The organism is Streptomyces sp. NPDC033180 (assembly GCF_055577645.1).
In genome coordinates this window covers 112,353-139,211 of the sequence record NZ_JBVIPU010000015.1, presented here as the reverse complement: position 1 = coordinate 139,211, position 26,859 = coordinate 112,353, and the positions used below count along the sequence as shown (strand labels likewise).

Genomic DNA, 26,859 nt, shown 5'->3' with positions numbered 1-26,859 from the left:
TTTATCGCACGTCGTAGGCGCGGGCCACCGTCTGCGTGACGGAACTTCCGTTCGCATCCGTCAGTTCGGTCCTGAGCCAGACCTGCTTGCCCGTGGCGCCCGCGTGGTTCACGGTCGCGGTCCACCTGCCGCCGGACACGGACGTCTTGGCCTCGGTCCAGGTCCTGCCCTCGTCGTACGAGTAGGACAGGGCCGCCGACTTGAGCGCGCCGGGCTTGTAGCCCGAGTGCCCCGTCGCCGTCATCCCGATCTTCTGGCCGTCCTCGGCGGCCAGCGTCTTCATGCCGTCCTCCGGCAGCTCGTAGCGCGGGAACAGCATCGGGATGCCCTGCGAGTAGACCTCCTCGTCGAGGTGCGAGCGGAACGCCCACGTGGTCTGCGTGCTCAGGGAACGGTTCCAGACCTTCGAGCCGATCTTGTGCGTGTGGAGGGTGAGTTCGTACGCCGAGTCGTCGGCCGGGACCGAGAACACGCCGTACGGCCAGCCTGTTTCACCCACGACCTCGCCGTCCCGCTTCAGCTCCAGGCCACCGATGTCGCCGAAACTGCCCTGGATCCCGGCGTGTTCACCGTCGCCCCAGAATCCGGGTGCGACACCGATCAGGTTGCCCTGCCGCTCTCCGGCGAGTCCGAGGTCGCCGTCGGCGTCGCGTGGCGCGGCGGGGGTGAGCACGCCCTCGTACCACTTCTCGCTGCGCCGCTCCCCCTTCTTGTACGTGCGCACCGGGTCGATCATGAACTCGCCGAACGGGAAGCTGCTGGAGACCTGGTGGCCCCAGCCGGTCGTGCCGGCCGAGTAGTACTCGGTGCGCTTGCCGGGGGCCGGGACCGACTCGATGTCGGCGAAGTACACCTCGAGACCCGAGGGGCGGACGGCGGACGGCAGGTCCACATAGTCCGTCGCCGTGCCCATCGCGCGGTACGTCGCCTCGTTCGCCGCGAGGTCCTTGTCCCGCACCCGGTAGGTGCGGTCATCGCGGATCTGGCCGGTCTCGGGGAAGGCGAGGTTGTAGACGTAGGGGCTCTTCGCCGTTCCCTTCCACTTCAACTCGACGTCGCCATGGGCCAATTCGGCGAGCAGCGCGTTCGCCTCGGCCGTCTGGATGCCGAGTACCGGCAGCGGGGAGCCGCTGAGGCCGACCGAGGGGTACCAGCGGCCCGGGGCCGTGCGATGGGCGATGACCGCGATCGCTCCCGCCGCCTTCGCGTTCGTCGCGACGGTGTTCGCGCCGCCGCCGTCCGGGACCTTGACGAGGGCGATCTTGCCCTTCACCCCTGCGGCTTCCAGCTCCGCGGGTGTGCCGGGCCCGGCGTCCACGAGAGTCGCCCTGCCCGTGCCGTCGAGGTTGGCCGATCCGGTGGAAGCGGGCGTGGGGTGCAGCGACTCGCCGCCCACCACGGCGAGTTCGGAGAGCAGGGGCGCCGCCGCACGCCAGTAGGTGCTCGACTCGAAGGTGCCGTCGGTCGCCTTGCCCTCGACGGACTGGTAGAAGCCGCGGATGGAGCGCGGTCCGGCCGCGGTGCCCGCGTGCAGCCAGTTGTCGGAGCCCCAGGTGCGGGCGAACCCGAGGGTGGCGCCGCGTACTTCGGACTTCTTGTCCGTCTTGACGGTGAGGCGGTGTGCCTTGCGGGCGTCGAGTGTGACGGTCATGTCCTTCTTCACCTCGACCTGGGGCCGGGCGATGTGCGTGAGCGAGTCGGTCAGTGTGCCGCCGCCCTCATCCGGTGTCGCGATGAATCCGGTCAGGAAGTAGGCGCCCGGGCGGACTTGGTACGTCTGGTCGTTGGCGCCCTCGTTGAAGCGGCGCTCACCGGTGGCGTCGTCCGTGCCGATGAGGTCGACGGAAGACGGTCCGTCGGCGGGCTTTCCGCCACGGTCGACGAGCTTCACGCGCAGGCTGACGGTCTCCGGCTGTACGTAGAGGGAGAAGGGCGTGGAGACCGCGACGCCCCCGCCGGCCTTCGCCAGGACGCGGCCGGTCACGTCACCGTACTGGGACTTCTTGAGGTACGCGTCGGGGTCCAGCTTCAGCGGGACCTCGACCGTGGCCCCGGCGGCGACCTTCACGGAGCGCGCGCCGAGCTCGGCGATGTCCGACCGCACGGCCGAACCGTCTTGGCCGGTGACGCCCTGCAGTGACAGCTTCAACTCCACTGCTCTGTCCGTGGTGTTGGTGTACGGGACGTCGATCGTGGTGCGGTCCGAGTGGTCCTGGGGCCAGCCGAAGCTGCCGCCCTGCACGGCGGGCGAGCCGAGCACCTTCTGGTCGATGGCGGCCTTCACATCGAGGCGGCCACCGCCCGTCTCGGTCACGTCACCGGGGATGGCGCTGTCCGCCGACGAGACGAGGGCCGACTTGATCTGCTGGGCGCTCCAGTCCGGGTGGCGCTGCCTGACCAGGGCGGCGGCGCCCGCGACGTGCGGCGTCGCCATCGACGTACCGCTCATGGACTGGTACGCGTAGACGCCACGGCCGCCCGCCGCGGCGGCGGAGATGTCGACGCCCGGCGCGGCGATCTCCGGCTTGAGGGTGTGCGAGCCGTACGCGGGCCCGCGGCTGGAGAACGAGGCCGTCGAGTCGTCGCGGTCGACGGCGCCGACGGTCAGGACGCTCGGCGCGCAGCCGGGCGAGGACACGGAGTTGAGGCTCGGCCCGGTGTTGCCCGCGGCGAGGACGAAGAGGGTGTCCTTGCTCGACTGCGCGAGCTCCTCCGTGGCCGTGCTCATCGGGTCGGTGCAGTCGGTTCTCGCCGGGTTGCCGAGGCTCATGGAGACGACGTCGGCCTTCTCGTCGACGGCCCACTGCATGCCCGCGATGATCCACGAAGTGGCGCCCGAACCACTGTCGTTGAGGACTTTGCCGTGCAGCAGCTCGGTGCCGGGCGCGACGCCCTTCTTCTTGCCGCCGCTCGCCGCGCCGGTGCCGCCGACGGTGGAGGTGGTGTGGGTGCCGTGGCCCTGGCGGTCCTCGCCGTCCGGGGAGTCGGTGAAGTTCTTGGCGGCGCCGATCCGGCCCTTGAGGTCTGGGTGTTCGGCGTCGGCGCCGGTGTCGAGCACGGCGACCTTGGTGCCCTTGCCGTCGTAACCCGCGGCCCAGGCTTCGGGGGCGTGCACCTGCTTCGTCGACCGGTCGAGGGTGGCCTTGACCTTGGCGTCGAGCCAGAGCTTCGTCAGGTCGGACGCGGAGCGGGACTTGGGCGACGTGATGTCCGCCCAGAAGTCGGCGGCCTTCTTCTTGTCGGCCTTCAGCGCGACGCCGTCGACGGGTTCGAGGACGCGCCCCCGTTCGGCGCCGCGCGGGGTGGCGGGCACCGAGCGCGTGACGTCGACGGAGTTGTCGTACACGGCGATCAGCGGGAGGTGCTTGGCGTGCGCGTCGTCGTAGCCCTGCCGGACGAGGCCGGTGACGTTGAAGAGTTCCTCGTCGACCTTGCCTGCGGCGATCGCGTGGACGGCGCCCTCGGGGTAGACGTACAGGTCCTTGCCCGACTGTCTGGTCTGGACGAGGGGCACTGTGCCGTCGGCGCCGGGCAGCGCGCTCGCGCCCGCGCGGTTCTTGCCGTCGGTGGTGACGAGGACGCGGTCACCGGTGACGAGGGTGACGACGGAGCTCCCCTCCCCCTGCGGGACGCTGCCGACCAGCGGACTCGTGGCCGCCGCGGTACGCGGCTCGGCCACGGACGGGACGGCCGCGGTGACGGCGAGGACGACGGCGGACGCCGCCCCTAAGGCCGTGCGCGATATCGGGCGCATCGCTCTCCCCAGGGTTGATGGGCATGCGGTTGACGGTCGTGCTCTTGTGGGCATGCGGAACCACAGCCGAAAGGGGACCAAAGGCCCTAATCGCGGCCGCCGTTGGTGCTGCGGTGGCGTCACCTTGGCAGAGAGCCGGGGGGTACGGGGATGATGTCCCGGGGCGGGTTTACGCCGTGGCTGTTTTCCGCCAGGGCGCCGTCGGAACGGATCCTTGGGGAGGGGCGTCGCCGCATGCTGGCTGCGATAGGTCTGGACGAGCTGCACGAATCGGCGTACCGCGCGCTGGTGGCGGTGGGCGCCGCCGACGTGCCCGATCTCGCGCGGCGGCTCTCGCTGGGCGAGCCGGACACGGTGACCGCGCTGCGCCGCCTCGAACTGCACGGCCTCGCCGCCCAGGCCTCCGGCAAGGCGGGCCGGTGGGTCGCGGCCCCGCCCGGCGTCGCGCTCGGCGCGCTCCTGACCCAGCAGCGCCACGAACTGGAGAAGGCGGAGCTCGCGGCGAAGCTCCTTGCCGAGGAGTACCGCGCGCAGGCCGCCGAGCCCACGGTCCACGACCTGGTCGAGGTGGTCACCGGTGCGGGCGCGGTCTCGCAGCGCTTCCTGCAGCTCCAGTTGGGCGCGAGCCACGAGGTGTGCGCCCTGGTGACCGGCAACCCGGTGGCGGTCACCGGCATGGAGAACGACGCGGAGGAGCAGGCCGCGGGCCGCGGCGTCACCTACCGCGTGGTGGTCGAACGCTCGGTCCTGGCCCTGCCCACCGGCCTCCTGGAGCTGGCGACGGCGATCGGCCGCGACGAACAGGTGCGCGTCGTGGACCGCGTCCCGACGAAGCTGGTGATCGCCGACGGCTCGCTCGCGATGGTGCCGCTGACCTCTCGCAGGGCGGAGCCCGCCGCGCTCGTGGTGCACGCGAGCGGCCTGCTCGAATCCCTGACGGGGCTCTTCGAGGCGGTGTGGCGCGACGCGCTGCCGCTGCGGCTCGGCGAGGGCGGCCACGCGGTCACCGAGGACGCCCCCGACGGCCCCGACGGCGCGGACCTGGAGATCCTCTCGCTGCTGCTCGCGGGCCTTACGGACGCGAGCGTCGCCAAACAGCTCGACCTGGGCCTTCGGACGGTGCAGCGCAGGGTCAAGCGCCTGATGGAGCTGACGGGCGTGGCGACGCGGCTGCAGCTGGGCTGGCATGCGTACGAGCGGGGCTGGGTGGCGCGCTGAGGCCTCGCCATGCCTGGCCAGGACCCTTGCGGGGCCTAGCGCGACCTGCGGTTTTGTTCCGTTTCCGGCACGCTTGACAGATGGGAGCCTGGGAACTCCTGCTGGTCGCAGTGGTGCTGCTGCTCGGGATCGGCGGAGTGCTCGTACCCGGCGTGCCGGGGCCGTGGCTGGTGTGGGCCGCCGTTCTGTGGTGGGCCCTGAAGGACCCGGACCCGGTCGCCTGGTGGATCCTGGTCGGCGCGACCGTGGTGCTCCTCATCGCGCAGGGCATCCGATGGCTGCTGCCGCCGCGGCGCTTCCGGCAGAGCGGCGCCACGCGCCGGACGGCTGTCTACGCCGGCGCCGGGGCCCTCGTCGGGTTCTGCGTGGTGCCGGTGATCGGGTCGCTGCCGGGGTTCATCGGAGGGATCTACCTGGGGGAACGGCTCCGGCTCGGAGGGCACGGGGAGGCGGCGACGGCGACGCGGACGGCCATGCGGGCGGGCGGCTGGAGCGTGCTGACCGAGTTGTTCGCGTGCCTGCTGATAGCGGGGGCGTGGCTCGGGGCGCTGATCTGGGGCTGAGCACATACGCAGCACGTGTTCACGTAGACACACCTCGACCCCTGGCGCACCGTCCGATCCACGGCTCCAACCACATCGAACTGGACGCCGTGTCACGCGCGTTGCGGCGGGGCGGGTCGGCGCTGATCACCGCCGACGGCGACCGGCCGGATCTGCGGATCACTCCGGTCGAGCCGAACGAGGAGGCGCCGCGGTGGGGCCTGCCTGCGGCTTAGGCTCGCGCCATGACCGAATTCAGCGAGGCCGAGCGGGCGTACCTCAAGTCCCAGCGTCTGGGACGGATGGCCAGCGTCGACGCGAGGGGGCAGCCACAGGCGAATCCTGTCGGGTTCTTCCCGCAGGACGACGGGACGATCCTGATCGGCGGGTACGCGCTGGGCACCACCAAGAAGTGGCGGAACCTCCAGCAGAACCCGAAGGTGTCGCTGGTGGTCGACGACATCGTGAGTGAGCGGCCGTGGAAGGTGCGGGGCGTGGACATCCGTGGCGATGCGGAACTTCTCACGGGCCCACATGAGTTGGGCCCTCACTTCAGCGAGGAGCTCATCCGGATTCACCCTCGGCGGATCCATAGCTGGGGGCTGGAACAGTAGATAGTCCCCAACCCCGCCCCTTCCCGAAAACCCGCTCGGCGCGGGGGGCCTATCCGGGGCTCCGCCCCAGACCCCGACAAGATGGCCTCAAACGCCGGCCGGGCTGTTTCCGGCGGGTTTTCGGGAAGGGGCGGGGTTGGGGAAAAATCCCTACCCCGCCGCCAGCAAATGCCGCACCCCATAAGACCGCCACGGCCGCCACGCATCCGGCACCGCCTCCTCCGGCAACCCCACATCCGGATCCCCCAGCGCCCGCATCCGAACAGCCGCCACCACCCCCGCACTCACCCCCGCCAAGGCCGCGAGGCCGGCCTCCGCATCCTCCCGATCCGCCCCCGCATCGAGCCGAATCCGCCCATCGGCCAGCGCAGCAGCCAGCTCCCCCAGCGGCCCCGGCTCCCCGGCAAGCGCCCCCGGCTCGGGAAAGACATGGGTGAGGGTTCCGCACGGCGCGTCCAGCGCCTTCCCGTACCGCTCCACCAGGAGCGAAGCCGCCTCGCGCCCCACGAGGGCCCGCACCGCGAACTCCTCCGGGGCCGCGGCCCCGGGCGACCGGAGGCCGGGCCGCGCCGCGACCAGCGGAGCCAGCCGCGCGTCCGCGCCGAGCCGCTCGTCCACGGCGTACGGATCCGCGTCGAGGTCGAAGAGCCGCCGCAACCGCTGCACGGCGGTCGTGAGATCCCGCAGATCGGTCAGGTGGAGCCGGGCGTCCAGCCACCCGCCGACTCCGTGATCGCTCTCCTCGACGGCCACGATCCCGGTGCCGTACGGCAGCCGCAGCGTACGGCGGTAGGTCCGCCCGCCCGGCTCCCCGCTGACCTCCTCGATCCCGCACACGGCCTCCTCGGCGAGCAGGTCGAAGACGGCGCCTGCCCGGTAGGCCCCGCGGTAGGCGAGCCGCAGCGGCACCCCCGCGGCCGGTGTCGCCCGCCCCGCACCTCCGCCACGCGGCGCGGCGGCCCGCAGCGCGGTGGGTGTCAGGGCGTACACCACCCGGATCGTGTCGTTGAACTGGCGCACGCTGGCGAACCCCGCGGCGAACGCGATCTCCGTGATCGGCAGGCCCGTGGTCTGCAGCAACACCCGGGCGGTGTGCGCCCGTTGGGCCCGCGCGAGGGCGACGGGCCCGGCGCCCAGCTCGGCGGTGAGCTGCCGCTGCACCTGCCGGGAGCTGTACCCGAGCCGCACGGCGAGACCGGGGACCCCCTCACGGTCGACGACTCCGTCACCGATCATGCGCATGGCCCGTCCTACGACGTCCGCGCGTACGTTCCACTCCGCGGACCCCGGCACGGCGTCCGGGCGGCAGCGTCGGCAGGCGCGGAATCCGGAGCCCTGTGCGGCGGCCGCGGTGGTGTAGTAGCGGACGTTCTGCCGCTTCGGGGTGACGGCGGGGCAGCTGGGCCGGCAGTAGATACCGGTGGTCTCGACGGCGAAGAAGAACTCCCCGTCGAAGCGTGCGTCGCGGCTGCGCACCGCCTCGTACCTGGTCTCTTCATCGATCACGTCTTCCAGTGTGCGCCGTCGAGCGCACTGTGGCTGGCGGAATTCGGACACCGCGTTGGGGGGGGCAGTGCATCGCCCGGAGTACGGGCATGAAGCTCGCGTCAACGCCGCGGTGGGCCGCGCACCGGCCCGAGTGCGGGAGGGCCCAGGGGCCCGCGGTGCTGCCGTGCGGAGCCCCCGCGTCCCGCCCCCCCCCGCCGTCCTCTGAGGACCTCGGACCTCGCTCGGGGCGGGACGCGTGGGGCGGGGCGCGTGGGGCGGGGCGGGTGGGGCGGGGCGGGGCGCGCAGTGCGGGGTGGCCGAAGCTTCCCGCGCCGCGCATCCCTCCCTCAGCCGCGCTCCCCTAGCGGACGCGACCCCGCTTGGCCTCGATGGCCGCCTTGCCCTCCGCGCCCCGCAGCTTCCACAGGCGTCGCATGTCCGCACGGAGCTTCGCGTCCGTCTTGGCGACGATGCGCTGGTTCTCGCGGATCAGCTTGCGGTAGCTGTCGAGGCGGCGGTCGGGGAGCGTGCCGTCCTCCACGGCGGCGAGCACCGCGCAGCCGGGCTCGGCGGCGTGGGCGCAGTCGTGGAAGCGGCAGTCGGCCGCCAGCTCCTCGATCTCGGCGAAGACCTGGCCGACGCCCGCCCCGGCGTCGAACAGGCCGACGCCGCGCAGTCCCGGCGTATCGATGAGTACGCCGCCCGCGGGGAGCACGAGGAGGTTGCGGGTGGTCGTGGTGTGGCGGCCCTTGCCATCCACGTCACGGGCGGCGTTGACGTCCATGACGTCCTCGCCCACCAGCGCGTTGGCCAGCGTCGACTTGCCCGCACCTGACTGGCCGAGCAGGACGGACGTACCGCCGGCGACGACGGCGCACAGGATGTCGACGCCTTCCCCGGTCGTCGCGCTGACCGGGAGCACCTGGACGCCGGGGGCCGTGGTCTCGACGTCCTCGACCAGGTAGGACAGGCCCGTGGCGTCCGGGACCAGGTCGGCCTTGGTGAGGACGACGAGCGGCTGGGCCCCGGACTCCCAGGCCAGGGCGAGGAACCGTTCGATCCTGCCGAGGTCGAGCTCGACGGCGAGCGAGACCGCGATGATCACGTGGTCGACGTTGGCCGCGAGGATCTGCCCCTCGGACCGCTTGGAGGAGGTCGAGCGCACGAAGGCGGTGCGGCGCGGCAGCAGCGTACGGACGTACCGCGGATCACCGCCCTGAGGGTCGACTGCGACCCAGTCCCCCGTGCACACGGCCTTCATCGGGTCGCGGGGCACGACGAACTCGGTGTCGGCACGGACCGTGCCGTCCGGCGTGACGACGTCGCACTGGCCTCGGTCGACGCGCAGGACACGGCCGGGCAGCAGACCCTGCGCCGCGTACGGGGTGAACTCGGCTTCCCAGTTCTCGTCCCAGCCGTAGGGCGCGAGGGGGTGCGAGGACGAGGAAGAAGCCTGGGATGAAGCCTGAGACGGAGCCAGGAATGGAGCCTGAGATGGAGAAGAGGAAGACAAGGGGTGACCCTTCACAGGGTGGCCCCGGCACACGCGCACAGCGGCGCGCGGAAAGAGGAAGGTCAGCCGGTAGCCACGGAGGTGGAATGAACGGACTTCTCGATGCGGGCAGCGCCCATCTCAACGACAGCCATCGGTCACACCTCCTGGATCACACACTCAGCCGATGCCGGCGGCCAACAGGCCGCCGGACGAACGGAACCAACCCTAGCCCCGGCCTCAGGCGGAGCGCCAACCTTTTTCGCGCCCGGCCGTGACGGGGGCTGCGGCCGCCGCCGCCCGGGCCCGGCGCACGGCGGACACCGGGGTGGGCGCGAGCGTCCTGCGCAGGTTGGTGCGCATCGTCGACGCGGCGTCGAGCACGTAGTTCTGCCGGACCTTCCAGGGGCCGCGGTCGCCCTGCCGGGGGAAGGCGTCGATGGAGCGCTGGACGTATCCGGAGGCGAGGTCGAGCAGCGGGCGTTCGTCGAGCGTGCCGGCCGGCTTCGGTTCCACCGCCGCGTAGTCGTTGGCGCGCATGTGGTTGAGCACCTTGCAGACGAGCCGGGACGTGAGGTCGGCGCGCAGCGTCCAGGAGGCGTTGGTGTAGCCGATGCACACGGCGAAGTTGGGTACGCCCGTCATCATGGCGCCGCGCCACACGAACTGCCGGTTCAGCTCGACCTGTTGGCCGTCGACGCGCGGCGCGATGCCGCCGAAGGCGAGGAGTTGGAGTCCGGTGGCGGTCACGACCACGTCGGCCTCCAGGACGCGGCCGGACTTCAGCCGGATCCCCTCGGGGACGAAGCGGTCGATGTGGTCGGTGACGATCTCGGCATCGCCCGTCTTCAGTGCCTCGAACAGGTCGGCGTCGGGCACCGCGCACAGCCGCTGGTCCCACGGGCCGTAGGAGGGCGTCAGGTGGTCGGCGACCAGCTGGTCGTCCTTGACGATGCGCTTGTTCAGACCGGTGAGCAGCTTCCGCGCGGCCTTCGGGCTGCGGCGGCAGAACTGGTAGAGGCCGATGGTGAAGAGGATGTTCTTCGTCCGCACGACCCGGTGCGCGGCGCCCGCGGGCAGTACCGCGCGGATGCCGTCGGCGAGCCTGTCCCGCGAGGGCAGCGAGCCGATCCAGGTGGGGCTGCGCTGCAGCATGGTGACGTGCGCGGCGCTCTGCGCCATCGCGGGCACCAGCGTGACGGCGGTGGCGCCGCTGCCGATGACGACCACCCGCTTTCCCGCGTGGTCCAGCTCCTCGGGCCAGAACTGCGGGTGCACGACCGTGCCGGTGAAGGAGTCGGCTCCCGGGAACTCGGGGGCGTGGCCCTGGTCGTAGTTGTAGTAACCCGCGCAGGAATACAGGAAGTCGCAGGTGACGGTGGACAGAGTGCGGCTGCCGTCCTCCTCGGTGCGCTCCAGCGTCAGGGCCCAGCGTGCCGTCGCGGTGGCCCAGTCGGCGCCGACGACCTTGGTGCCGTAGCGGATCCGGCGGTCGATGCCGAACTCCGCTGCCGTCTCCTTGATGTAGCTCAGGATAGAACGGCCGTCGGCGAGGACCTTCGCGTCGCGCCAGGGCTTGAAGGCGTAGCCGAGGGTGAACATGTCGGAGTCCGAGCGGACGCCCGGGTAGCGGAACAGGTCCCACGTCCCGCCCATGGACTGCCGCGCCTCGATGATCGCGTACGTACGCTCGGGGCACTCGGTCTGCAGCCGGTAGGCGGCACCGACACCGGAGAGCCCGGCACCCACGATCACGACGTCGATGTGCTCGGCGTCGGTGTGCTCGGCGGGGGTGTGCTCGGCGTCGGTGTGCTCGGCGGGGGTGCCGGTGTCACAGTTCGCGGCCCTTGCGTCTGCGGAGTACGTCATTCCTCCAGTGTCCGGAAGCACACCCGGCAGGAATTGACCCGGGACGACAGTTCTTTGACCCTGGACGACATGTCCGTGATCAGATCGGCGGGGCTGCGTGGTTTCCGCGCCACGGTGGCGGAGCTCGGCGGCGACGCCGAGGCGTACGCCCGGCAGGCGGGTGTTCCCACGGCCGCTCTCGACGGGGACGACCTGCTGGTGCCCGAGGAGGCCATGGCCACGGTACTGGAGCTGGCCGCTGGGGATCTCGGCTGTCCTGATCTGGGCCTGCGCATCGCGGCCCGGCAGGACCTGGGCATGCTCGGCGCCCTGGCCCTCGCCATCCAGAACTCCGCCACGCTCGGGGACGCCCTGGAGTGCACCACGCGCTATCTGTTCGTCCACGCGCGCTCACTCAGCCTGAGCCTGGAGCCTGACCCGTACGGCACTCCGGGGGTGGCCGCCCTGCGCTACGGCGTGCGCGAGGGGGTGGCGGCGCCACCGCAGGGCATCGACCTGTCCCTGGGATTCATGCATCGGGCCATCGTCTACCTGGTCGGTCCGTACGGCCTCGGCTCCGTCGAACTGCCGCATCCGCTCCTTGCCCCCCTCTCGGAGTACGAGGACTTCTTCGGCGTACCCGTGAAGGCGGACCGCCCCGCGGCGCTACTGCGTGTCCCGCTCAGCCTGGCCGACCGGCCGCTCGGTGGCGGCAACGCGCATCTGCGCCGCCTCGCGCTCGCGTACCTGGACGAACAACTGCCCGCGGAGCGGACGGACATCGTCAGCGGTGTCCGCGCCGTGGTGGGCCGTTCGCTAGGCACCTCGCCGCCGGAGATCGCGACTGTCGCCCGCCTGCTGAACGTCCACCCACGGACCCTGCAGCGCCGGCTGCGCGCCGCGGGCACGACGTTCGCCGAGGTCGTCGACGAGGAACGACGCACCGCGGCACGCCGCTACCTCACGGACACCGACCTCCCCCTGGGCCAGGTAGCACTGCTCCTCGGCCTCTCCGAACAGTCGGCCCTGAACCGCTGCTGCCGCCGCTGGTGGAACACGACACCCCGAGCGGTACGGGCCCGCGGACGCAGGGGGGTTGAGCGGAGGGGGTGATTCCGGCCAGGCTCGCGCGCCGGAACGGGCCCGATCTGGCTTGTCTTGCCGTGGACCAAGTAGATGCCCCAGGCATCCAATGGAACAGGTAAGGGGAACCCCTCCGCTTGTGAGGTAAGTCCATGACCGAATCAGTCGCGTTCGAACCAGTCGCTTCCGAACCAGTCACCTTCCCGCAGGACCGCACCTGCCCCTACCACCCACCGGAGTCGTACGAGCCGCTCCGTGAGGCCCGGCCGCTCTCCCGTGTTCGCTTGTTCGACGGGCGTTCCGTCTGGGTGGTCACCGGACAGGGAACCGCCCGTGACCTGCTCGTCGACCCGCGCCTTTCCGCCGACCGCGAGAACGAGGCCTTCCCGGCGCCGACCGAACGCTTCGCGCAGGTACGCGACCGCCGGATCGCCCTGCTCGGCGCCGACGACCCCGTGCACAACACCCAGCGGCGCATGCTGATCCCCAGCTTCTCGGTCAAGCGGATCGCCGCGCTGCGCCCCCGGATCCAGGAGACGGTCGACCGGCTCCTCGACGCCATGGAGGCGCAGGGGTCATCGGCCGAGCTGGTCGAGGCGTTCGCGCTGCCGGTTCCGTCCATGGTGATCTGCGCCCTCCTCGGCGTGCCCTACGCCGACCACGAGTTCTTCGAGGAGCAGTCGCGCGGGCTCCTGCGCGGCCCCCGCGCCGAGGACACGGAGCGGGCGCGGGGCGAAATGGACGCGTATTTCCACGCGTTGATCGACCGCAAGCGGCGGGAGCCGGGAGACGGCCTGCTCGACGAGCTGATCCACCGGCAGCTCTCGGAGGGCGCGCTCGACCGCGATGAACTGGTCAGCCTGGCGACGGTCCTGCTGGTCGCCGGGCACGAGACCACGGCGAACATGATCTCCCTGGGGACGTTCACTCTCCTTCAGCACCCCGCGCAGCTCGCCGAACTGCGCACCGAACGGACGCTGATGCCCGCCGTGGTCGAGGAGTTGCTGCGCTTCCTCTCCATCGCGGAAGGCATGCTGCGGGTGGCGAAGGAGGACATCGACATCGCGGGCAGCACCATCCGCGCGGACGACGGCGTCGTCTTCTCCACCTCCCTCATCAACCGTGACGGCACGGCCTACGAGATGCCGGAGGAACTGGACTTCCACCGTGCCGACCGCCACCACCTCGCCTTCGGGTTCGGCGTTCACCAGTGCCTCGGCCAGAACCTCGCCCGCGCCGAGATCGAGATCTCCCTGCGGACGCTCTTCGATCGGATGCCGGAGCTTCGCCTCGCGGTGCCGGCACGGGAGATTCCGTTCAAGCCGGGTGACACGATCCAGGGACTGCTCGAACTCCCCGTCACTTGGTAGGAGATGGAGGAGGGGAGAGGGAAGGAAGAGAGGGCAGAGATGAGCGTGCGGGTCCATGTGGACAAGGAGCGGTGCGTGGGTGCGGGAATGTGCGCGCTCACCGCCCCGAGCGTTTTCACCCAGGACGACGACGGCTTCAGCGAGGTGCTTCCCGGCCGCGAGGACGGCGGCGGCGATCCGCTGGTGCGCGAGGCGGTGCGGGCCTGCCCGGTGCGGGCCGTCACTGTCGACAGCCCCTGACCGGCGGGCTCAGCGGCCGGGCGGGCTCAGCGGCCGGGCGGGCTCAGCCGCCAGATGGGCTCAGTGACCCTGCTGCCAGGCGGCGAGGTCCTTGCGGCGTACGGAGCGGAGTCCGGCGATGTCCGTGTCGTAGAGCTCGCCCGTCCAACTCTTGCGCACCGAGTTCTCCGTGCTGCCGCCGAAGTTCTCCCGCAGCCAGTACCAGGGCTGCAGCGGCAGCCAGCACAGACCGGCGAGCCAGCGGTGCACGACGCGGACCGGTCCCGGCCGGCCCGCGTCGGCGGCACGCATCACCCGGACGCCGAACAGCAGCTTCCCGAAGCTGCCGCGGAACAGCAGCGTCAGGACGCACTGGTTGGTGAAGGACACCACCGGTACGAGGGCGTACAGAGTCCACCACGGGGCGGCCTCCGGGGCCAGGTCGGCGATGCCCACCGCGCCGTACAGGGCGACGACCAGGTCGACGATCACCGCGAGAAAGCGGCGCGCGTCCCCGGCCAGTCGCGGCAGCCGGCCGGGGTCTCGCGTGGGTGGTATCTGCACGCCGTACGGCGCCTGTGGCTGGGCATGTTGGTGGTACGGCCCCGTCGGCTGGGGATGTTGCTGGTACGGCGCCCGCTGGTACTGCCCCCGTTGATCTGTCATCCCGGCATCATGCCGCACACCAGCGACAACGGACCAAGCCCCTCCCCCCGCACCGCAGTTGTCACCCCCGCAGCGTCACCGTGAAGCTCCGGCCGTACGCGTGGTGGGTGTTCACGTCTATCCGGGTTCCGCCGTGGGCCCGGCTCACGCGCACCCCCTCGTCGGCCGTCACCTTCCGCAGGGGACGGCCGCGGAGCAGCACGCTGATCCCGGCGCGGTCCATCGTCGGGTCGGACACCGCCACGGTGGTCGTGCCGCGCCGCTCGCGCCGCACCAGCACCGAGGCGGGCCCCTCGATACGTAGCCCCGCGGCCTCATGGCGGCCCGCCGTGAAGCTGTTCGCGGCGGTCAGGCCGAGGCCCGCGTGGCTGACGGCCTGCAGCCGCACCGTGTTCGCGAGGACCCTCAGCGGCTGTCCGCCCCGGTAGGACCTCAGCCCCGCCTCGGCCGCGTTCGGCACCAGCGCGTAGGCCAGGGAGACGGGCCGGGCCCCGGCAGCCCGGTCCACCGTCACGCCGAGGACCGTGCGCGTCACCGCGGTGTCCGGGTTCGCGGTGCGGACGACCCGGCGGCTTCGGGTCACCCTGTCCAGGGCCACCCGCACCTTCGGGGTGTCCAGGAAGACGTAGCCGACGGAGGTGCCCTGCGTGGCGTTGGCGTAGCGCAGCCACCGGAGGTCACCCGTGCCCGCGCCGGTCCATGGGCGGCCGTCACGCTGCGCCCCCGTGACGGATACCTGGTCGTCCGGGGCCGCGGTCCGCGCGTCGACCGTCGTCGTCACGGCCCGCCCCGCGCCGTCGCCCACCCCCGCAGCGAGCACGACGATCTCCTCGTCCAGCAGGAACCACGACTTCGTCGCCGTGGCGTTCCGGTAGACGACGAAGTCGTCCGGCAGCAACTCCCGGTCGTGGAAGGCGGCGTCATTGGACTGCACCGCCCCGGCCGCGCCGTACGTCCCGAGGACGGCGCCCCCCGAGTACTGGTTGGTGCCGCGCGGGAAGTAGACGTAACGGTTCTGCGACTCGGACGACGAAGTGAAGTTCAGCGGGTGGCCGGGGTTGTCGTAGTACGGCTTTCCGTAGAGGTCCGGGACCGTCCGGCGCTGCTCGACGGGCGCGGTGACTCCCGCCAGGCCGTACGGCGAGACCGTGGTGAAGTAGTCGACTCCGTACGCCTGCGTCTGGTCCTGCCCCGAGAGGTAGAGGTAGTACGCGCCGTCACCCTGGAACCACGGCATGAGGTTCTCGCCGCTCATGTACTCGTACTTGCTGATCCGGTCGGAGCTGCGCGCGAGGGCAAAGGCGTAGCCCGGTCTGCGGTGGACGGTCTTGTCCATGGCGTTGAAGGCGACGCTGCGCGAGGCGGGGTTCAGGTCGGCGGGCGGCACCGACGCGTCGCCGATGATGTCGGCGTGGCGCACGATGCTGACCGGCGATACGAAGCCGGTCGGGTTGAGCGCGGCGCGCGAGGTGGACCGGATGTGCTTCACATAGCTCTTCAGGGCGGTGGCGTCGGCGCCGGTGGAGAGCGAGGACAGGTCCACGACCGCCTCCACGACCACCGCGACGTCCGTGTAGCCGCCGTCCGGCCGCGACACCGCGCGCCCCTTGACGATCTCCATCATCCAGCCCTCGAAGATGAGCGGCGCGAAGCCGTCGCGCACCCATCCCTGAATGGTCGGCACCAGCTCCTCGCCGTGCGCGAAGCCCGTGCCATCGAGGATCTTGAGGGTCTGCACGACCCGGGTGAGCAGACCTTTGCCGTACGAGCCCGTGTACGCGACGGAGGCGTGCTGGATGAAGGAGCCGTCGGCGTAATGGCCGTCCGTCACCCCGTGGTTGAGGCGGTAGGGGTCGATCGTGACGAAGACCGTCAGCTGGTCGGTGAGGGCCTTGCGGATGCGGGCCTCGCCGCCCGCGCCGAGGAGCGCGCCCTGAAGGATCCGGTTGGTGGTGATGTCGGCGAGGTTGGCGCCGGTGTGGAAGCGCGAGTCCAGGTTCACGTCACCGTCGGCGCCGTTGCGCAGGTAGGCGTCCATCGAGGCGACGTACGTGGTGATGAGGTCGGGCTTGTAGGCGCGCACTTCGTCGACGAGGAGTACGAGTGTCTTGCTGACGGACTGGGAGATGCCGATCTCCCAGTTGAACCAGTTGCCGTAGTAGCCCTTGGACTGGTCGCCGTAGTAGCGCTCGTACAGCCATCCGAGGCCGTCGATCACGCGGCGCTGCACGGCGGTGTTCCCATGGAGGTCGGAGAGGGAGCCCGGCGTGCGGGTGGCGAGGGCGATCTCGTACAGGCGCTTGAAGGCCGTGTTGAGGTTGGCGTCGTCGGTGCCGAGCGCCAGACCGGCGAAGAGCTCGCCCTCGCCCGCGTCGTCCATCGCCTTCAGGTTCGTCCTGGCGGCCCTGTCGATCGCGGTGAGCTTGGCGGCCGTCTCGGGGCGTGCGTTGGACTCGGCGGTCCCCGCGAAGATCCCGACGGTGTTGGCCAGGAGGCGTTCGGCGCCGGCCGCGGACTCGGCGGCGCTCACGGGCAGCGCGGGGACCACCGCCAGGAGGCCGGCGGCCGACAGGGCGGACAGCAGACGTCTGCGGGTGATGTCCATGGCGACCTCCGCCGGTGAGATGGCGTACTGGCGTTCTGGCGTACTCGCGTTCTGGCGGGCGGAGTCAAGCAGATGCCCCGGGCGACGACAAGGGTGAGTGTTCCACCGCCCGGCCGCCGCAGCTCCGTTCCGACCGGCAGCGGCTAGGCTCGACTGTGTGACGTCGCAACAGCGCACATCCGGGCCGTACGCCATCGTGGCTGTCGCATCGTCCGCCGGAGGCGTTCAGGGCCTCTGCACCCTCCTGGGCGAACTCGGCCCCACGCTGCCCGTGCCGGTGCTGGTGGTCCAGCACCTCGATCCGCGGCATCGGACACTCCTCGCGGAGGTCCTCGCCCGGCGCACGGAACTGCACGTGAAACTGGCGGAGGACCGGGAGAGCGTCGAGCCCGGGACGGTGTATCTGGCGCCTCCCGACCGGCACCTCCTTGTGGGGCCGCAGGGTGTGGTCACCCTGTCGGACAGCGAGCTCGTGCACTTCGTACGTCCGTCGGCCGACCTGCTCTTCGAGTCGGTCGCCGGCGCGTACGGCCCGCGGGCCATCGCCTGTGTGATCACGGGCACCGGCGTGGACGGGGCGATGGGCGTGGAAGCGGTCACGTCGCGCGGCGGTACGGTGCTCGCCGAGGACCCCGGGACCGCGCAGTTCGCGGGGATGCCCAAGGCGGCGGTCGACACCGGAGCCGTGGACTTCGTGCTCCGTATCGAGGAAATCGCAGCGGCTATCCGCGGACTGGTCGAGGACAAGAGGCAGTGATGAACGAGTCGCCCGGCGCCGGGGAAGAGCAGGACGCCGACCCGGGAGCGGGGCCACGTCCGGACCGGGCCGGTGAGCCGGCGAAGGGGCAGGAGACGGAGCCGGTTCAGGAGGCCGGGCCTGACCACGTCGTCGATCACGGGCTGGAGGAACTCCTCCGGTTCATCCGTGACGCGCGCGGGTTCGACTTCACCGGATACAAGCGGTCCACGCTCGGCCGCCGCATCCGCAAGCGGATGGGGGACGTGGGTCTGTCGGGATACGGCGACTACCGCGATCTCCTGGAAACCGACGCGGAGGAGTTCCGCGTCCTTTTCAACACGATCCTGATCAACGTCACGGCGGTGTTCCGTGACCCGGCCGCCTGGGGGCTCCTCAAGCACGACGTACTGCCCTCGCTGATCAGGGGCGCCGGGCCCGACGAGGAGATCCGGGTGTGGAGCGCGGGCTGTTCCAGCGGCGAGGAGGCCTACTCGCTCTCCATGCTCTTCGCGGAGGAGCTCGGCATCGACGAGAGCGTGCGCCGCGTGAAGATCTACGCCACGGACGTCGACGAGGAGGCGCTGCGCGAGGCCCGTCAGGGCCAGTACCCGGCGAAGGCCCTCGCGGCTCTCTCCAGGGAGATGCGCGACAAGTACTTCGAGCGTCGTGGCACGCAGTGCGTCTTCCGGGCCGATCTGCGGCGCCGCGTCATCTTCGGGCGGCACGACATCACCTGTGACGCCCCGATCTCCCGCCTCGACCTGCTCGTCTGCCGCAACACGCTGATGTACTTCAACGTCGAGGCACAGACCCGCATCCTGGACCGCTTCCACTTCGCCCTGCGGGAGGGCGGCCATCTCTTCCTCGGCAAGGCCGAGATGCTCCTGAACGACGGGGAGCGGTTCGAGGCGGTCAGCATCCGTCAGCGCGTCTTCCGGCGCCGCCCGGGGACCAGCACGCCGCCCTACCTCGCGCATCCCGCGACGGTCCGGGCCATCAGTGCGGAGGAGGAGCAACAGGCGACGCGCACACGGAAGTTGCTCGATCTAATCCTCGACGCCTCGCCGGGCGCGAGCGTCGCCCTCGACGGCAACGGCGTCGTCCTGATGATCAACAACGGGGCCCGTGCCCAGTTCGGTCTGACCTCCAACGACATGGGCCGCCCGTTCCAGGACCTGGAGCTCTCCTACCGGCCCACCGAGCTCCGCTCCCTGATCGAGCAGGCGAAGCACGAGCGCCGGACGCTGCGGGTGCACGGCAGCGAGCGGCGCCTCGGCAACGAGCTGCAGTACTTCGACATCGAGATCCAGCCGATCATGGGCGGTCCGGGGCTGCCGGTCGCCATCAACGTCACCTTCACGGACGTCACTCAGGCCACCAAGCTCCGGGCCGAGATCAAGCGCGTCCGCGAGGACCTGGAGACGGCATACGAGGAGCTCCAGTCGACGAACGAGGAACTGGAGACCACCAACGAAGAGCTCCAGTCGAGCATCGAGGAGCTGGAGACGACCAACGAGGAGCTCCAGTCCACGAACGAGGAACTGGAGACCACCAACGAAGAGCTCCAGTCCGGTAATGAAGAGCTCGAGACGATGAACGACGAGATGCGCCTGCGCACCACGGACCTGGACGAGGCCAGGGCGTTCCTGGAAGGCGTGGTGAGCAGCATCGCGGCGGGTGTGGTGGTCCTCTCCGCCGACCTGCAGGCCAGGAGCTGGAACCGCGGCGCGGTCGACATGTGGGGGCTGCGCGCGGACGAGGTGCTGGGCAAGCACTTCTTCACCCTGGACTTCGGGCTGCCGACCGACCGTCTGCGCGACGTCATCCAGCAGTGCGTCGCGTCGGGCAAGCGGTGCGGTCCTGTGGTCATCCCGGCCGTGAACCGCCTCGGGCGTCACATCGGCTGTTCGGTCATCTGCTCTCCGTTCGACGGCCACAACGGCGGTGTCGTCCTGCTGATGGAGGAGCTCGCCAATGACGGCGGCAACTGAATCGGCGCGTCGTATTCTGTGGACATGAGCTCCATGCAAGGCAGTTCCGAGCTGCCGGGCGGACAGGCGGCGCTCGCCCGGCAGAGAGCGGCGCAGGCCATGGAACGCGCCGCGCGTGAAGTGGCGGTCGCCGAACGGCACGAGCGGCTCTTCGCGGAGAACGGCCGTGAACTCCACGCGGCGATGGCGACGCGGCACCACGCGCTCGCCGAGCGCCATCGCACCACGGCCCGCCTCCACCAGGCGTTCGGCCGCCGGTTGACCGAAGCGGAGGCGGAGGCCGGGAGCGGAAGCCAAACTCTTTTCATGGCCGGGGTCGCGGAGGCCTGCGGGACGCGCAGTGCCGCGATCACGCTCGTCGGGGCGGACCTCAACCAACTCGCTGTCGCCGCATCGGACCGGCCCTCGCGCGGCGCCCAGGATCTGGAGTACGTGCTGACCGCGGGCCCCGGCCGCGACGCGGTCCGCGACCGCCGCGCGGTGTACGCGTCGGGCGCGGCGCTGGAGAGCCGCTGGCCCGGTTACGGCTCGGGCCTCGCCGCCCTCGGCCTGAGTTCGGTCGCCGCCCTGCCGCTGAAGGTGTCGTCCGACTGCATAGGAGCGCTCTCCGTCTTCGATCCCCCGGCGGCGCTCGCGAGGGCGGGGATGCTCCGCAACGTCGCCGACGCCCTCGCGGACGGCGTACTGCTCGGCCCGGACTCGGACCCCGATCTCTACGGCGGCGCGGATCTGCGTGCCGTGGTCCACCAGGCCGCGGGCACGCTGTCCCAGCAGACGGGCCGTACGGTCGGTGACGCCCTGGCACTCATCAAGGCGCGGGCCTTCGCCATGGGCGTGCCCCTCGAGTCGGTGGCCCGGAGCGTCCTCTCCGGGGAACTCCAGCTCCGGTAGTCCTCGCCTCGGGGGGCCGGGTCACGGTTGACAGCCACGCACTGCGCAACCCTGCTCACGCCGCGGCAGCAGAGCCGGGCGGTGAGGGCCACGCTGCCCACCAAGGCCTGGCGATGGCGCACGGCTGCGGGACGCCCACCTGCGTGAAGCCCTGACCCGGTCCGGTCCAGGCCGGTCCGGTCCTGACGCCGGTTCAGCCGTGCCGCGTCCCGCCCCGTTCGGCGATGTGCTGCGGGACCGCGATGCCCGGTGGGAGCAGCGGGTCGGCGACCGGGGTGCCCCAACTGGACGTCAGAGGAAGGTTTCCGGCCCATATCCCGAGCTCCGCGTCCGGCCCTTCGCCGTCGTCCGGAGGTCCCACGCTCGTCTTGACCGAGGCCTCCTCCAGGGAAAGGGCGAGCAGTGTCGTCGCGGCGAGTTCCTTGCGGCTGGGGCGCCGGGCGTAGTCCCACTGGCCGGGGGTCGCGTGCTCGGTGAGCAGGCGCAGGCCCGTCAGCTTCTCGTCCGGGTCGGTGACCTTGCGCGGGACTCCGTAGATCATCGCGCTGCGGTAGTTGACGCCGTGCTCGAAGACCGAGCGGGCCAGGATCAGGCCGTCCACGTGGGTGACGGTGACGCAGACCGCGGCGTCGGGGTCGGCGGCCAGACTGCGGCTCGCGACCGAGCCGTGCAGATACAGCCTGCTCTCGTCGCGGCCGTAGACGGTCGGCACCACCATGGGGTGCCCGTCCACGACGACGCCCAGATGGCAGATGAACCCCGCGTCGAGGATCGCTTCGAGGTCGGCGCGGTCCTGGCTGCCCTGTTCACGCAGCCGGTTGTGGCGGGTGCGGTCGGTCTGCGGGAGCGTGCCGGGCAGGGGCACGGAGAGGGACGGGGACGAGGGCGTGCGCTGGTCGCTCTGCTGCTGGCTGGTGGTCACGCCTCCGCAAGCTACCGATATCGCGCCCCGAATGCCATACCTCAACGATTTACATCCGCACGACCGGCGACCTGCGACGAAATCCGCACCCCATGCGCCATTCGTCCAACTACGCCGCCGAGAATCCAACAACCCCCGCCGCGGGAGTGTTGTGACGTCCCGCCTCCCCGCTGTCTGATGGAGGTCATGGAGCTCCCCTACCTTGAGGACGTGTCCCCCGGCACCGGCAGCCTCCCGCCCCGCGCGTGGTACGCGCGGTCGGATGCCGTTTCCCTCTCCCTGAACGGCAGTTGGCTTTTCCGCCTCTCCCCGACCGCGGACGCCGCCGACGACTCCTTCGCATCGGACGTCGCATCGGACGGTCACGACGCCGGCGCCTGGGACACCGTGGCTGTGCCCGGCCACTGGGTGCTGCAGGGCCACGGCACACCCATCTACACCAACGTGCTCTACCCCTTCCCGGTCGACCCGCCCCGCGTGCCCACGGAGAATCCCACCGGCGACCACCTGCGCACCTTCGACCTGCCGGACGACTGGCCGGCAACCGGCGGCTGCACACTCCGCTTCGACGGCGTCGAGTCCTGCGCCCGCGTCTGGCTGAACGGCACCGAGCTCGGCGAGTTCAAGGGCTCCCGGCTGCCGCACGAGTTCACGGTCGGCCACCTTCTGAAGCCGTCGGGCAACGTCCTCGCGGCCCGCGTCCACCAGTGGTCGTCCGGTTCCTATCTGGAGGACCAGGACCAGTGGTGGCTGCCGGGCATCTTCCGGGACGTAACCCTGCTGCACCGCCCCGAAGGCTGCGTGCTCGACTTCTTCACGCACGCCTCGTACGACCATCGCGCGGGGACGGGGACGCTGCGGGTCGACTCGGACGTGGACGGCCGGGTCACCGTGCCCGAGCTGGGCATCGATGTCGCCACGGGCGAATCGGTGGCGGTGGCCGTCGAGCCCTGGACCGCCGAGACGCCACGCCTCTACGACGGCGTCCTCGCCACGGCGGGTGAGCGCGTCCCGCTGCGGATCGGCTTCCGCACGGTCGTCGTCGAGGACGGGGTCATCAAGGTCAACGGCCGCCGGATCCTGTTCCGCGGCGTGAACCGGCACGAGTTCCACCCGGAGACGGGCCGTGCGCTCGATCTCGACACCATGCGCACCGATGTCGTGCTGATGAAGCAGCACAACATCAACGCGGTCCGCACCAGCCACTATCCGCCGCACCCCGCGTTCCTCGACCTGTGCGACGACCTTGGCCTGTGGGTCATCGACGAGTGCGACCTGGAGACCCACGGCTTCACCGAGCAGGGCTGGCGCGACAACCCCGTCGACGACGACCGCTGGACGCCCGCCCTCCTCGACCGAGCGGCCCGCATGGTCGAGCGCGACAAGAACCACGCCTCGGTGATCATCTGGTCCCTCGGCAACGAATGCGGGACGGGCCGCGGCCTGACCGCCATGGCCCGCTGGATCCGTGCGCGGGACTCGGGACGCCTCATCCACTACGAGGGCGACCGGTCCTGCGAGGACACCGACATGTACTCGCGCATGTACGCCGACCACGCGGAGGTCGAGCGCATCGGCCACCGGGCGGACACCGACGGGCCGGAGTCCCGGCGCCAACTCCCCTTCGTCCTCTGCGAGTACGGGCACGCGATGGGCAACGGCCCCGGCGGCCTGAGCGAGTACCAGGAGCTGTTCGACGCCCATGAGCGCAATCAGGGCGGCTTCGTCTGGGAGTGGATCGACCACGGCCTCAGGCACCCGGAGTTCGGCTATGCCTACGGCGGCGACTTCGGCGAGGAGCTGCACGACGGGAACTTCGTCTGCGACGGCCTGGTCTTCCCCGACCGACTGCCGTCGCCGGGCCTCGACGTGTACAAGCGGGTCATCCAGCCGGTGCGTTTCGCCTGTGCCGAGGACGCGGGGACAGCTCGGATCACCAATCTGCACGACTTCGCGGACCTGTCCCATCTGTCCTTCGAGTGGTCCTACATCAGCGATGACGACGCGGCCTCCACAGCCGGAGAGCTGGCCGTGCCGCCGGACCTCGGCCCCGGTGAATCCGTCGACCTGAAGCTGCCGGACGCGCCGCCCGCGAGCCGGGGCGCCGAGACCCTCCTGCATCTCACGGCGATGGTGGGCGTCAAGACGAACTGGGCGAAGCTCGACCACGTCGTCGCGCGGGCCGAGTTCCCCATCACGCCACGGCCGACCGTCTCCCCCGCCACCGGTGAACGGCCCTCGCGTGGCGGTGACTTCGTCACACTCGGACCCGGCACCTTCGACGCCCGCACCGGCCAGCTGCTCACCCTGAACGACATCACCTTGTCCAACGCCCCGCGCCTGGACATCTGGCGTGCCCCCACCGACAACGACAACGGCGCCTCCTGGCAGGGAGGTCAGCGCAACGGCCTCGTCTGGCGCGAGCTGGGACTGCACCGCATGCAACACCGGCTCGACGCGGTCGAGTCGACGGAAGGCGCACTCACGGTCCGCACCCGTGTGGCGCCTGCCGCGCGTGACATCGGGCTGCGCACCGTATACCGCTGGACATCCGACGGCACCCGGTTGAGGCTCACGGTCCGCGTCACGCCCGAAGGCGAGTGGACGGCGCCGCTGCCCCGGCTCGGTATCCGGCTCGGGCTGCCTGCCGCGTACGGGTACGCGCACTGGTTCGGCGGTATCGATGAGGCCTATCCGGACACGGCAGCGGCATCCGTCACCAGCCGGCACTTCTCGCCGGTGGACCGGATGCAGACCCCGTACGTCCACCCCCAGGAGAACGGCGCCCGTGCGGACGTCCGTTGGGCCGAGTTGCGGGCGGGCTTCACCGGCGAGGGGGTACGGGTGGTCGGCGAGCCCGCCTTCTGGTTCACGGCCCGGCGCTGGACCACCGAGCAGCTCGACGCGGCCGCACACCGCACCGATCTCACCCCCGGCGACACGGTGTGGGTCCACCTCGACCACGGGCAGCACGGCATCGGCTCGCAGTCGTGCGGTCCCGGGGTTCTGCCCCGCTACGAACTCCACGCCGCGCCCGCCGAGTTCGCGTTCACCTTCTCGCACCGGGAGGCAACTCCCGAGGAGGAACCGCCGCTACCACCCCCTCTCCTCCGGCGAACCTCGCTCTGACCGGGGTTTTCCGGTGACTCAGCACTAGACTGGAAGTCATCGTCGACCCACGCGCCGCCTTGGGGGGAGGGAGCACCCCTTGTCACAACCGCGGCTCGGCCGCAGCCCGTTGAGGCCACCGTCCAGCCCTCCTCCCCCGCCCGGCGACTCACGCCCCGGGCGGTTCGTGGGCTGGCTCGGCGGCTTCGGCTGCGCCGCGGCGGGGTACGCGGTGTTCCAGTCCCTGGTGGGCGTGTTGCCGGACACGATCCCGGCCGACACCGCCCGCTACGGAATCGCGGCGGTCAGCGGCATCGGCACGGGGGCCGCCGCCTGGCTGGCCGCCGCGCTGATCCGGGCCAGGGCGGACGCGGACGACACCACACGGCAGCCCGCCCCGGCGGCGCCGCGGGCCGCTCCCGCCCCCGGCCCTTTCCCGCGGCTCGCCTCCGCCACGTACGCCACGCTCGCCGCGGAGCTCGCCACCGTCGACGCCCCGGAGAGCGGCCGCCTCACGGGCTGGGCGCACGCACTGGACGAGCAGACGCGACCGGTGCGCCCCACGCCGACCGGCACCGCGTACGGACTGCACATCGTGCTCGAACTCGGCGTGCCCGACGGCAGGTTGAGGGCCTCCGAACTGGTGGAGACGCTGTGGCGGCTGCGCCTCGCGAGCGGCGGCTGGGCCGCACGCTCGCAGGGGTCGACCGCTCGCCCGGAGGTGACCGCCCTGGTGCTCGGGGCGCTCGCGCGGGCGGGCGCTGATCCCGTGCGGCTCGCGGAGGAAGCGGCGCAGTGCGCGGCGTGCTTCACCGAGGAGATCGAACCGTCCGGGCTCGGCAGGACCCACGTCGTGACCACGATGCTGCGCGGTCTGCTGCGCGCGGCGCCGGACTCCCCCGACCTGGCACGGCTGCGGGCCGAGCTCGTCGACCGGACGGTCACCGATCCGCTGCGCGAGCACCGCCGCTGCTGGGGCCCTGCCCTGCGCGCCCCGGTCACGCGCCCATCCGCGGTGCACACCGCACAGGCGGTGGTGGCGCTCGGCCGTGCGGCCCCGGTGCTCGGCGAGGACAGCAACACCCGTGCCGCCCGCGAGGACGGCATCCGCTGGCTGCTCGCCTGCCCCGCTCCCGAGCACGAGGACTGCGCCGACCTGCGCAACACCCAGGAGGAGGTGCGCCGCCCGCACCCCGTCGACTCGTGGCGCCAAGAGGTGCTGTCCGTACGGCACTTCACCGCCGCCTGGATGATGCGGGCGCTGCTCACGCCGAGCGCCTGGGAGATCGCGACGGAAGAGGGGCGCGAGGACGCGTGGCACGCGCTGGTCAACGGCGCGGTCGGCGCGGTGTGGCGCCAGCAGGACGACGGGATCTGGAACTGGGACGGGTACGATCTCGGCCGCCCGATGTGGATGACCTATCAAGGGCTTTCGGCGCTGCGGGCCCATGCCGTATGGATGTATCAGCCGGGCGGGTGATGATCCCCGCGGCGCGCTCGCGACCGAGGGGGAAGTGACCGCATGGGTGGTCGGCACGGTCGGCACGCGCACAGAGCCCGGCGTCTCCTCGAGGAGACCCTGGACGCCGCGCTGCCGGAGGAGCGTCTCGTGCGGGCCGCGCGTGCCGTCGTCGCCGAACTCGGCTCCCCCGAACGCCTCTTTGACCTGGTGCGCGAGCTGGCCACGGGCGCCGGTGCCACTTCGGGATGCGCACGCCTCTCGTACCGCCACGTCCTCGGCTTCGACAAGCTGCTCCTGATCGACGGCGGGCCCCGGCACATGCTGCGCGCCCACGTCTGGCACCCCGGCACGCGCCCGGCCGGCCGCGAGGACATCCACAACCACCGCTCGCCGCTTGCCTCTTACGTGGTGCGGGGCACGCTCGGCATGGAGCTGTACGAGCCCCTGCGCACCACCGCGGACTCCGGCGACAGCGGCATCGCGGCGTCCTGGTACCGGGAGTCCCTGTCGGAGGTGGAGGGCCACTGGCTCCTGGAGCCCGCGGGCCCGGCGCGGCTGCGGCTCACGCAGACCGCGGAGTACGCCGCGGGCAGCGGATACGGCCTGCCGTCGTACGCCCTGCACCGCGCGTGGTGCGCTTCGTCGGGGACGGCGGTGACCCTGTTCCTGGAGACGGGGGCGGGGCGACGGCGGTACACGGACGTGTTCGCCGACGCGACCGGCTCGCCCGACGCGCACGCGGGTGGCCGCGCGGAGGCGGTCGTCAAGCGGCCGATGGAGGTGGAGGAGTATCTGGCCGAGCTGGAGACACTGGCGAAACTGATCGCCCCGTGACCGGGCGCCGGGA

At 71.3% G+C, this 26,859-nt stretch carries 20 protein-coding genes; 13 read left to right on the top strand and 7 right to left on the bottom strand.

The window, feature by feature from the left end; genetic code table 11:
- Position 1: 1 nt before the first annotated feature.
- Positions 2-3,754 (bottom strand): S8 family peptidase, encoded by a 3,753-nt coding sequence (locus ACZ5WE_RS31625; RefSeq protein WP_467688002.1) that lies wholly within the window; start codon positions 3,752-3,754, stop codon positions 2-4.
- Between the two features lie 234 nt (positions 3,755-3,988).
- On the opposite strand from ACZ5WE_RS31625, the gene ACZ5WE_RS31620 reads away from it, so the two are divergent.
- The 4 genes from ACZ5WE_RS31620 to ACZ5WE_RS31605 all read left to right on the top strand — a co-directional run bounded on the left by ACZ5WE_RS31620 (position 3,989) and on the right by ACZ5WE_RS31605 (position 6,128).
- Entirely contained in the window at positions 3,989-4,972 is a 984-nt protein-coding gene (locus ACZ5WE_RS31620) for a helix-turn-helix transcriptional regulator (RefSeq protein ID WP_467688004.1), read from the top strand.
- 80 nt (positions 4,973-5,052) lie between these two features.
- Positions 5,053-5,535: a DUF456 domain-containing protein gene (locus tag ACZ5WE_RS31615; RefSeq protein ID WP_467688006.1), complete on the top strand. Its 483-nt coding sequence runs from the start codon at positions 5,053-5,055 to the stop codon at positions 5,533-5,535.
- An 89-nt stretch (positions 5,536-5,624) separates the two neighbouring features.
- The gene (locus tag ACZ5WE_RS31610) at positions 5,625-5,750 is read left to right on the top strand and encodes a hypothetical protein (protein ID WP_467688007.1); all 126 of its coding nucleotides are present in this window, start codon (positions 5,625-5,627) and stop codon (positions 5,748-5,750) included.
- A gap of 9 nt (positions 5,751-5,759) precedes the next feature.
- The gene (locus ACZ5WE_RS31605) at positions 5,760-6,128 is read left to right on the top strand and encodes a PPOX class F420-dependent oxidoreductase (RefSeq protein ID WP_467688009.1); all 369 of its coding nucleotides are present in this window, start codon (positions 5,760-5,762) and stop codon (positions 6,126-6,128) included.
- A 150-nt stretch (positions 6,129-6,278) separates the two neighbouring features.
- On the opposite strand, the gene ACZ5WE_RS31600 is transcribed toward ACZ5WE_RS31605, so the two are convergent.
- From ACZ5WE_RS31600 to ACZ5WE_RS31590, 3 genes are all read right to left on the bottom strand, one after another.
- Entirely contained in the window at positions 6,279-7,631 is a 1,353-nt protein-coding gene (locus tag ACZ5WE_RS31600; RefSeq protein ID WP_467688555.1) for an AlkA N-terminal domain-containing protein, read from the bottom strand.
- 346 nt (positions 7,632-7,977) lie between these two features.
- Positions 7,978-9,096, bottom strand: coding sequence for a ribosome small subunit-dependent GTPase A (rsgA, locus tag ACZ5WE_RS31595; RefSeq protein WP_467688557.1), 1,119 nt, complete (start codon positions 9,094-9,096; stop codon positions 7,978-7,980).
- Positions 9,097-9,348: 252 nt separating this feature from the next.
- Complete coding sequence (locus ACZ5WE_RS31590; RefSeq protein WP_467688011.1) at positions 9,349-10,977, bottom strand: flavin-containing monooxygenase; 1,629 nt, start codon at positions 10,975-10,977, stop codon at positions 9,349-9,351.
- A gap of 69 nt (positions 10,978-11,046) precedes the next feature.
- Here ACZ5WE_RS31590 and ACZ5WE_RS31585 point away from each other — a divergent pair, with 69 nt between their 5' ends.
- From ACZ5WE_RS31585 to ACZ5WE_RS31575, 3 genes are all read left to right on the top strand, one after another.
- The gene (locus tag ACZ5WE_RS31585; RefSeq protein ID WP_467688013.1) at positions 11,047-12,069 is read left to right on the top strand and encodes an AraC family transcriptional regulator; all 1,023 of its coding nucleotides are present in this window, start codon (positions 11,047-11,049) and stop codon (positions 12,067-12,069) included.
- Positions 12,070-12,191: 122 nt separating this feature from the next.
- Positions 12,192-13,409, top strand: a complete 1,218-nt coding sequence (locus ACZ5WE_RS31580; protein ID WP_467688015.1) for a cytochrome P450 — start codon at positions 12,192-12,194, stop codon at positions 13,407-13,409.
- A gap of 39 nt (positions 13,410-13,448) precedes the next feature.
- Positions 13,449-13,649: a ferredoxin gene (locus tag ACZ5WE_RS31575; protein WP_467688016.1), complete on the top strand. Its 201-nt coding sequence runs from the start codon at positions 13,449-13,451 to the stop codon at positions 13,647-13,649.
- 60 nt (positions 13,650-13,709) lie between these two features.
- On the opposite strand, the gene ACZ5WE_RS31570 is transcribed toward ACZ5WE_RS31575, so the two are convergent.
- Together ACZ5WE_RS31570 and ACZ5WE_RS31565 are read right to left on the bottom strand one after the other, a co-directional pair.
- Positions 13,710-14,294, bottom strand: a complete 585-nt coding sequence (locus ACZ5WE_RS31570; protein WP_467688018.1) for an RDD family protein — start codon at positions 14,292-14,294, stop codon at positions 13,710-13,712.
- Between the two features lie 61 nt (positions 14,295-14,355).
- Positions 14,356-16,899, bottom strand: coding sequence for a polysaccharide lyase family 8 super-sandwich domain-containing protein (locus tag ACZ5WE_RS31565; RefSeq protein WP_467688020.1), 2,544 nt, complete (start codon positions 16,897-16,899; stop codon positions 14,356-14,358).
- Positions 16,900-17,056: 157 nt separating this feature from the next.
- On the opposite strand from ACZ5WE_RS31565, the gene ACZ5WE_RS31560 reads away from it, so the two are divergent.
- The 3 genes from ACZ5WE_RS31560 to ACZ5WE_RS31550 are packed head-to-tail and all read left to right on the top strand — an operon-like array spanning position 17,057 to position 20,520.
- A complete protein-coding gene (locus ACZ5WE_RS31560) occupies positions 17,057-17,656 on the top strand; it encodes a chemotaxis protein CheB (protein WP_467688022.1) in 600 nt (199 codons plus the stop codon).
- Complete coding sequence (locus ACZ5WE_RS31555; protein WP_467688024.1) at positions 17,656-19,629, top strand: CheR family methyltransferase; 1,974 nt, start codon at positions 17,656-17,658, stop codon at positions 19,627-19,629. Before ACZ5WE_RS31560 ends, ACZ5WE_RS31555 begins: the two co-directional genes overlap by 1 nt.
- 24 nt (positions 19,630-19,653) lie before the next feature.
- On the top strand, positions 19,654-20,520 hold the full coding sequence (locus ACZ5WE_RS31550) for a GAF and ANTAR domain-containing protein (protein ID WP_467688026.1): 867 nt from the start codon (positions 19,654-19,656) through the stop codon (positions 20,518-20,520).
- A gap of 193 nt (positions 20,521-20,713) precedes the next feature.
- Here ACZ5WE_RS31550 and ACZ5WE_RS31545 read toward each other — a convergent pair whose 3' ends face one another.
- Entirely contained in the window at positions 20,714-21,385 is a 672-nt protein-coding gene (locus tag ACZ5WE_RS31545; protein WP_467688559.1) for a pyridoxamine 5'-phosphate oxidase family protein, read from the bottom strand.
- Positions 21,386-21,628: 243 nt separating this feature from the next.
- On the opposite strand from ACZ5WE_RS31545, the gene ACZ5WE_RS31540 reads away from it, so the two are divergent.
- The 3 genes from ACZ5WE_RS31540 (at position 21,629) to ACZ5WE_RS31530 (ending at position 26,846) form a co-directional block, all read left to right on the top strand.
- Positions 21,629-24,571 (top strand): glycoside hydrolase family 2 TIM barrel-domain containing protein, encoded by a 2,943-nt coding sequence (locus ACZ5WE_RS31540; RefSeq protein WP_467688027.1) that lies wholly within the window; start codon positions 21,629-21,631, stop codon positions 24,569-24,571.
- Positions 24,572-24,650: 79 nt separating this feature from the next.
- On the top strand, positions 24,651-26,030 hold the full coding sequence (locus tag ACZ5WE_RS31535) for a hypothetical protein (RefSeq protein WP_467688029.1): 1,380 nt from the start codon (positions 24,651-24,653) through the stop codon (positions 26,028-26,030).
- A gap of 42 nt (positions 26,031-26,072) precedes the next feature.
- On the top strand, positions 26,073-26,846 hold the full coding sequence (locus ACZ5WE_RS31530) for a hypothetical protein (protein ID WP_467688031.1): 774 nt from the start codon (positions 26,073-26,075) through the stop codon (positions 26,844-26,846).
- The last annotated feature ends 13 nt before the right edge of the window (positions 26,847-26,859 follow it).

Coding starts and splice junctions, on each gene's coding strand:
- ACZ5WE_RS31625 (WP_467688002.1), bottom strand. CDS start 3,754: ATGCGCCCGATATCGCGCACGGCCTTAGGGGCGGCGTCCGCCGTCGTC.
- ACZ5WE_RS31620 (WP_467688004.1), top strand. CDS start 3,989: ATGCTGGCTGCGATAGGTCTGGACGAGCTGCACGAATCGGCGTACCGC.
- ACZ5WE_RS31615 (WP_467688006.1), top strand. CDS start 5,053: ATGGGAGCCTGGGAACTCCTGCTGGTCGCAGTGGTGCTGCTGCTCGGG.
- ACZ5WE_RS31605 (WP_467688009.1), top strand. CDS start 5,760: ATGACCGAATTCAGCGAGGCCGAGCGGGCGTACCTCAAGTCCCAGCGT.
- ACZ5WE_RS31590 (WP_467688011.1), bottom strand. CDS start 10,977: ATGACGTACTCCGCAGACGCAAGGGCCGCGAACTGTGACACCGGCACC.
- ACZ5WE_RS31585 (WP_467688013.1), top strand. CDS start 11,047: ATGTCCGTGATCAGATCGGCGGGGCTGCGTGGTTTCCGCGCCACGGTG.
- ACZ5WE_RS31580 (WP_467688015.1), top strand. CDS start 12,192: ATGACCGAATCAGTCGCGTTCGAACCAGTCGCTTCCGAACCAGTCACC.
- ACZ5WE_RS31575 (WP_467688016.1), top strand. CDS start 13,449: ATGAGCGTGCGGGTCCATGTGGACAAGGAGCGGTGCGTGGGTGCGGGA.
- ACZ5WE_RS31570 (WP_467688018.1), bottom strand. CDS start 14,294: ATGACAGATCAACGGGGGCAGTACCAGCGGGCGCCGTACCAGCAACAT.
- ACZ5WE_RS31565 (WP_467688020.1), bottom strand. CDS start 16,899: ATGGACATCACCCGCAGACGTCTGCTGTCCGCCCTGTCGGCCGCCGGC.
- ACZ5WE_RS31555 (WP_467688024.1), top strand. CDS start 17,656: ATGAACGAGTCGCCCGGCGCCGGGGAAGAGCAGGACGCCGACCCGGGA.
- ACZ5WE_RS31550 (WP_467688026.1), top strand. CDS start 19,654: ATGAGCTCCATGCAAGGCAGTTCCGAGCTGCCGGGCGGACAGGCGGCG.
- ACZ5WE_RS31540 (WP_467688027.1), top strand. CDS start 21,629: ATGGAGCTCCCCTACCTTGAGGACGTGTCCCCCGGCACCGGCAGCCTC.
- ACZ5WE_RS31530 (WP_467688031.1), top strand. CDS start 26,073: ATGGGTGGTCGGCACGGTCGGCACGCGCACAGAGCCCGGCGTCTCCTC.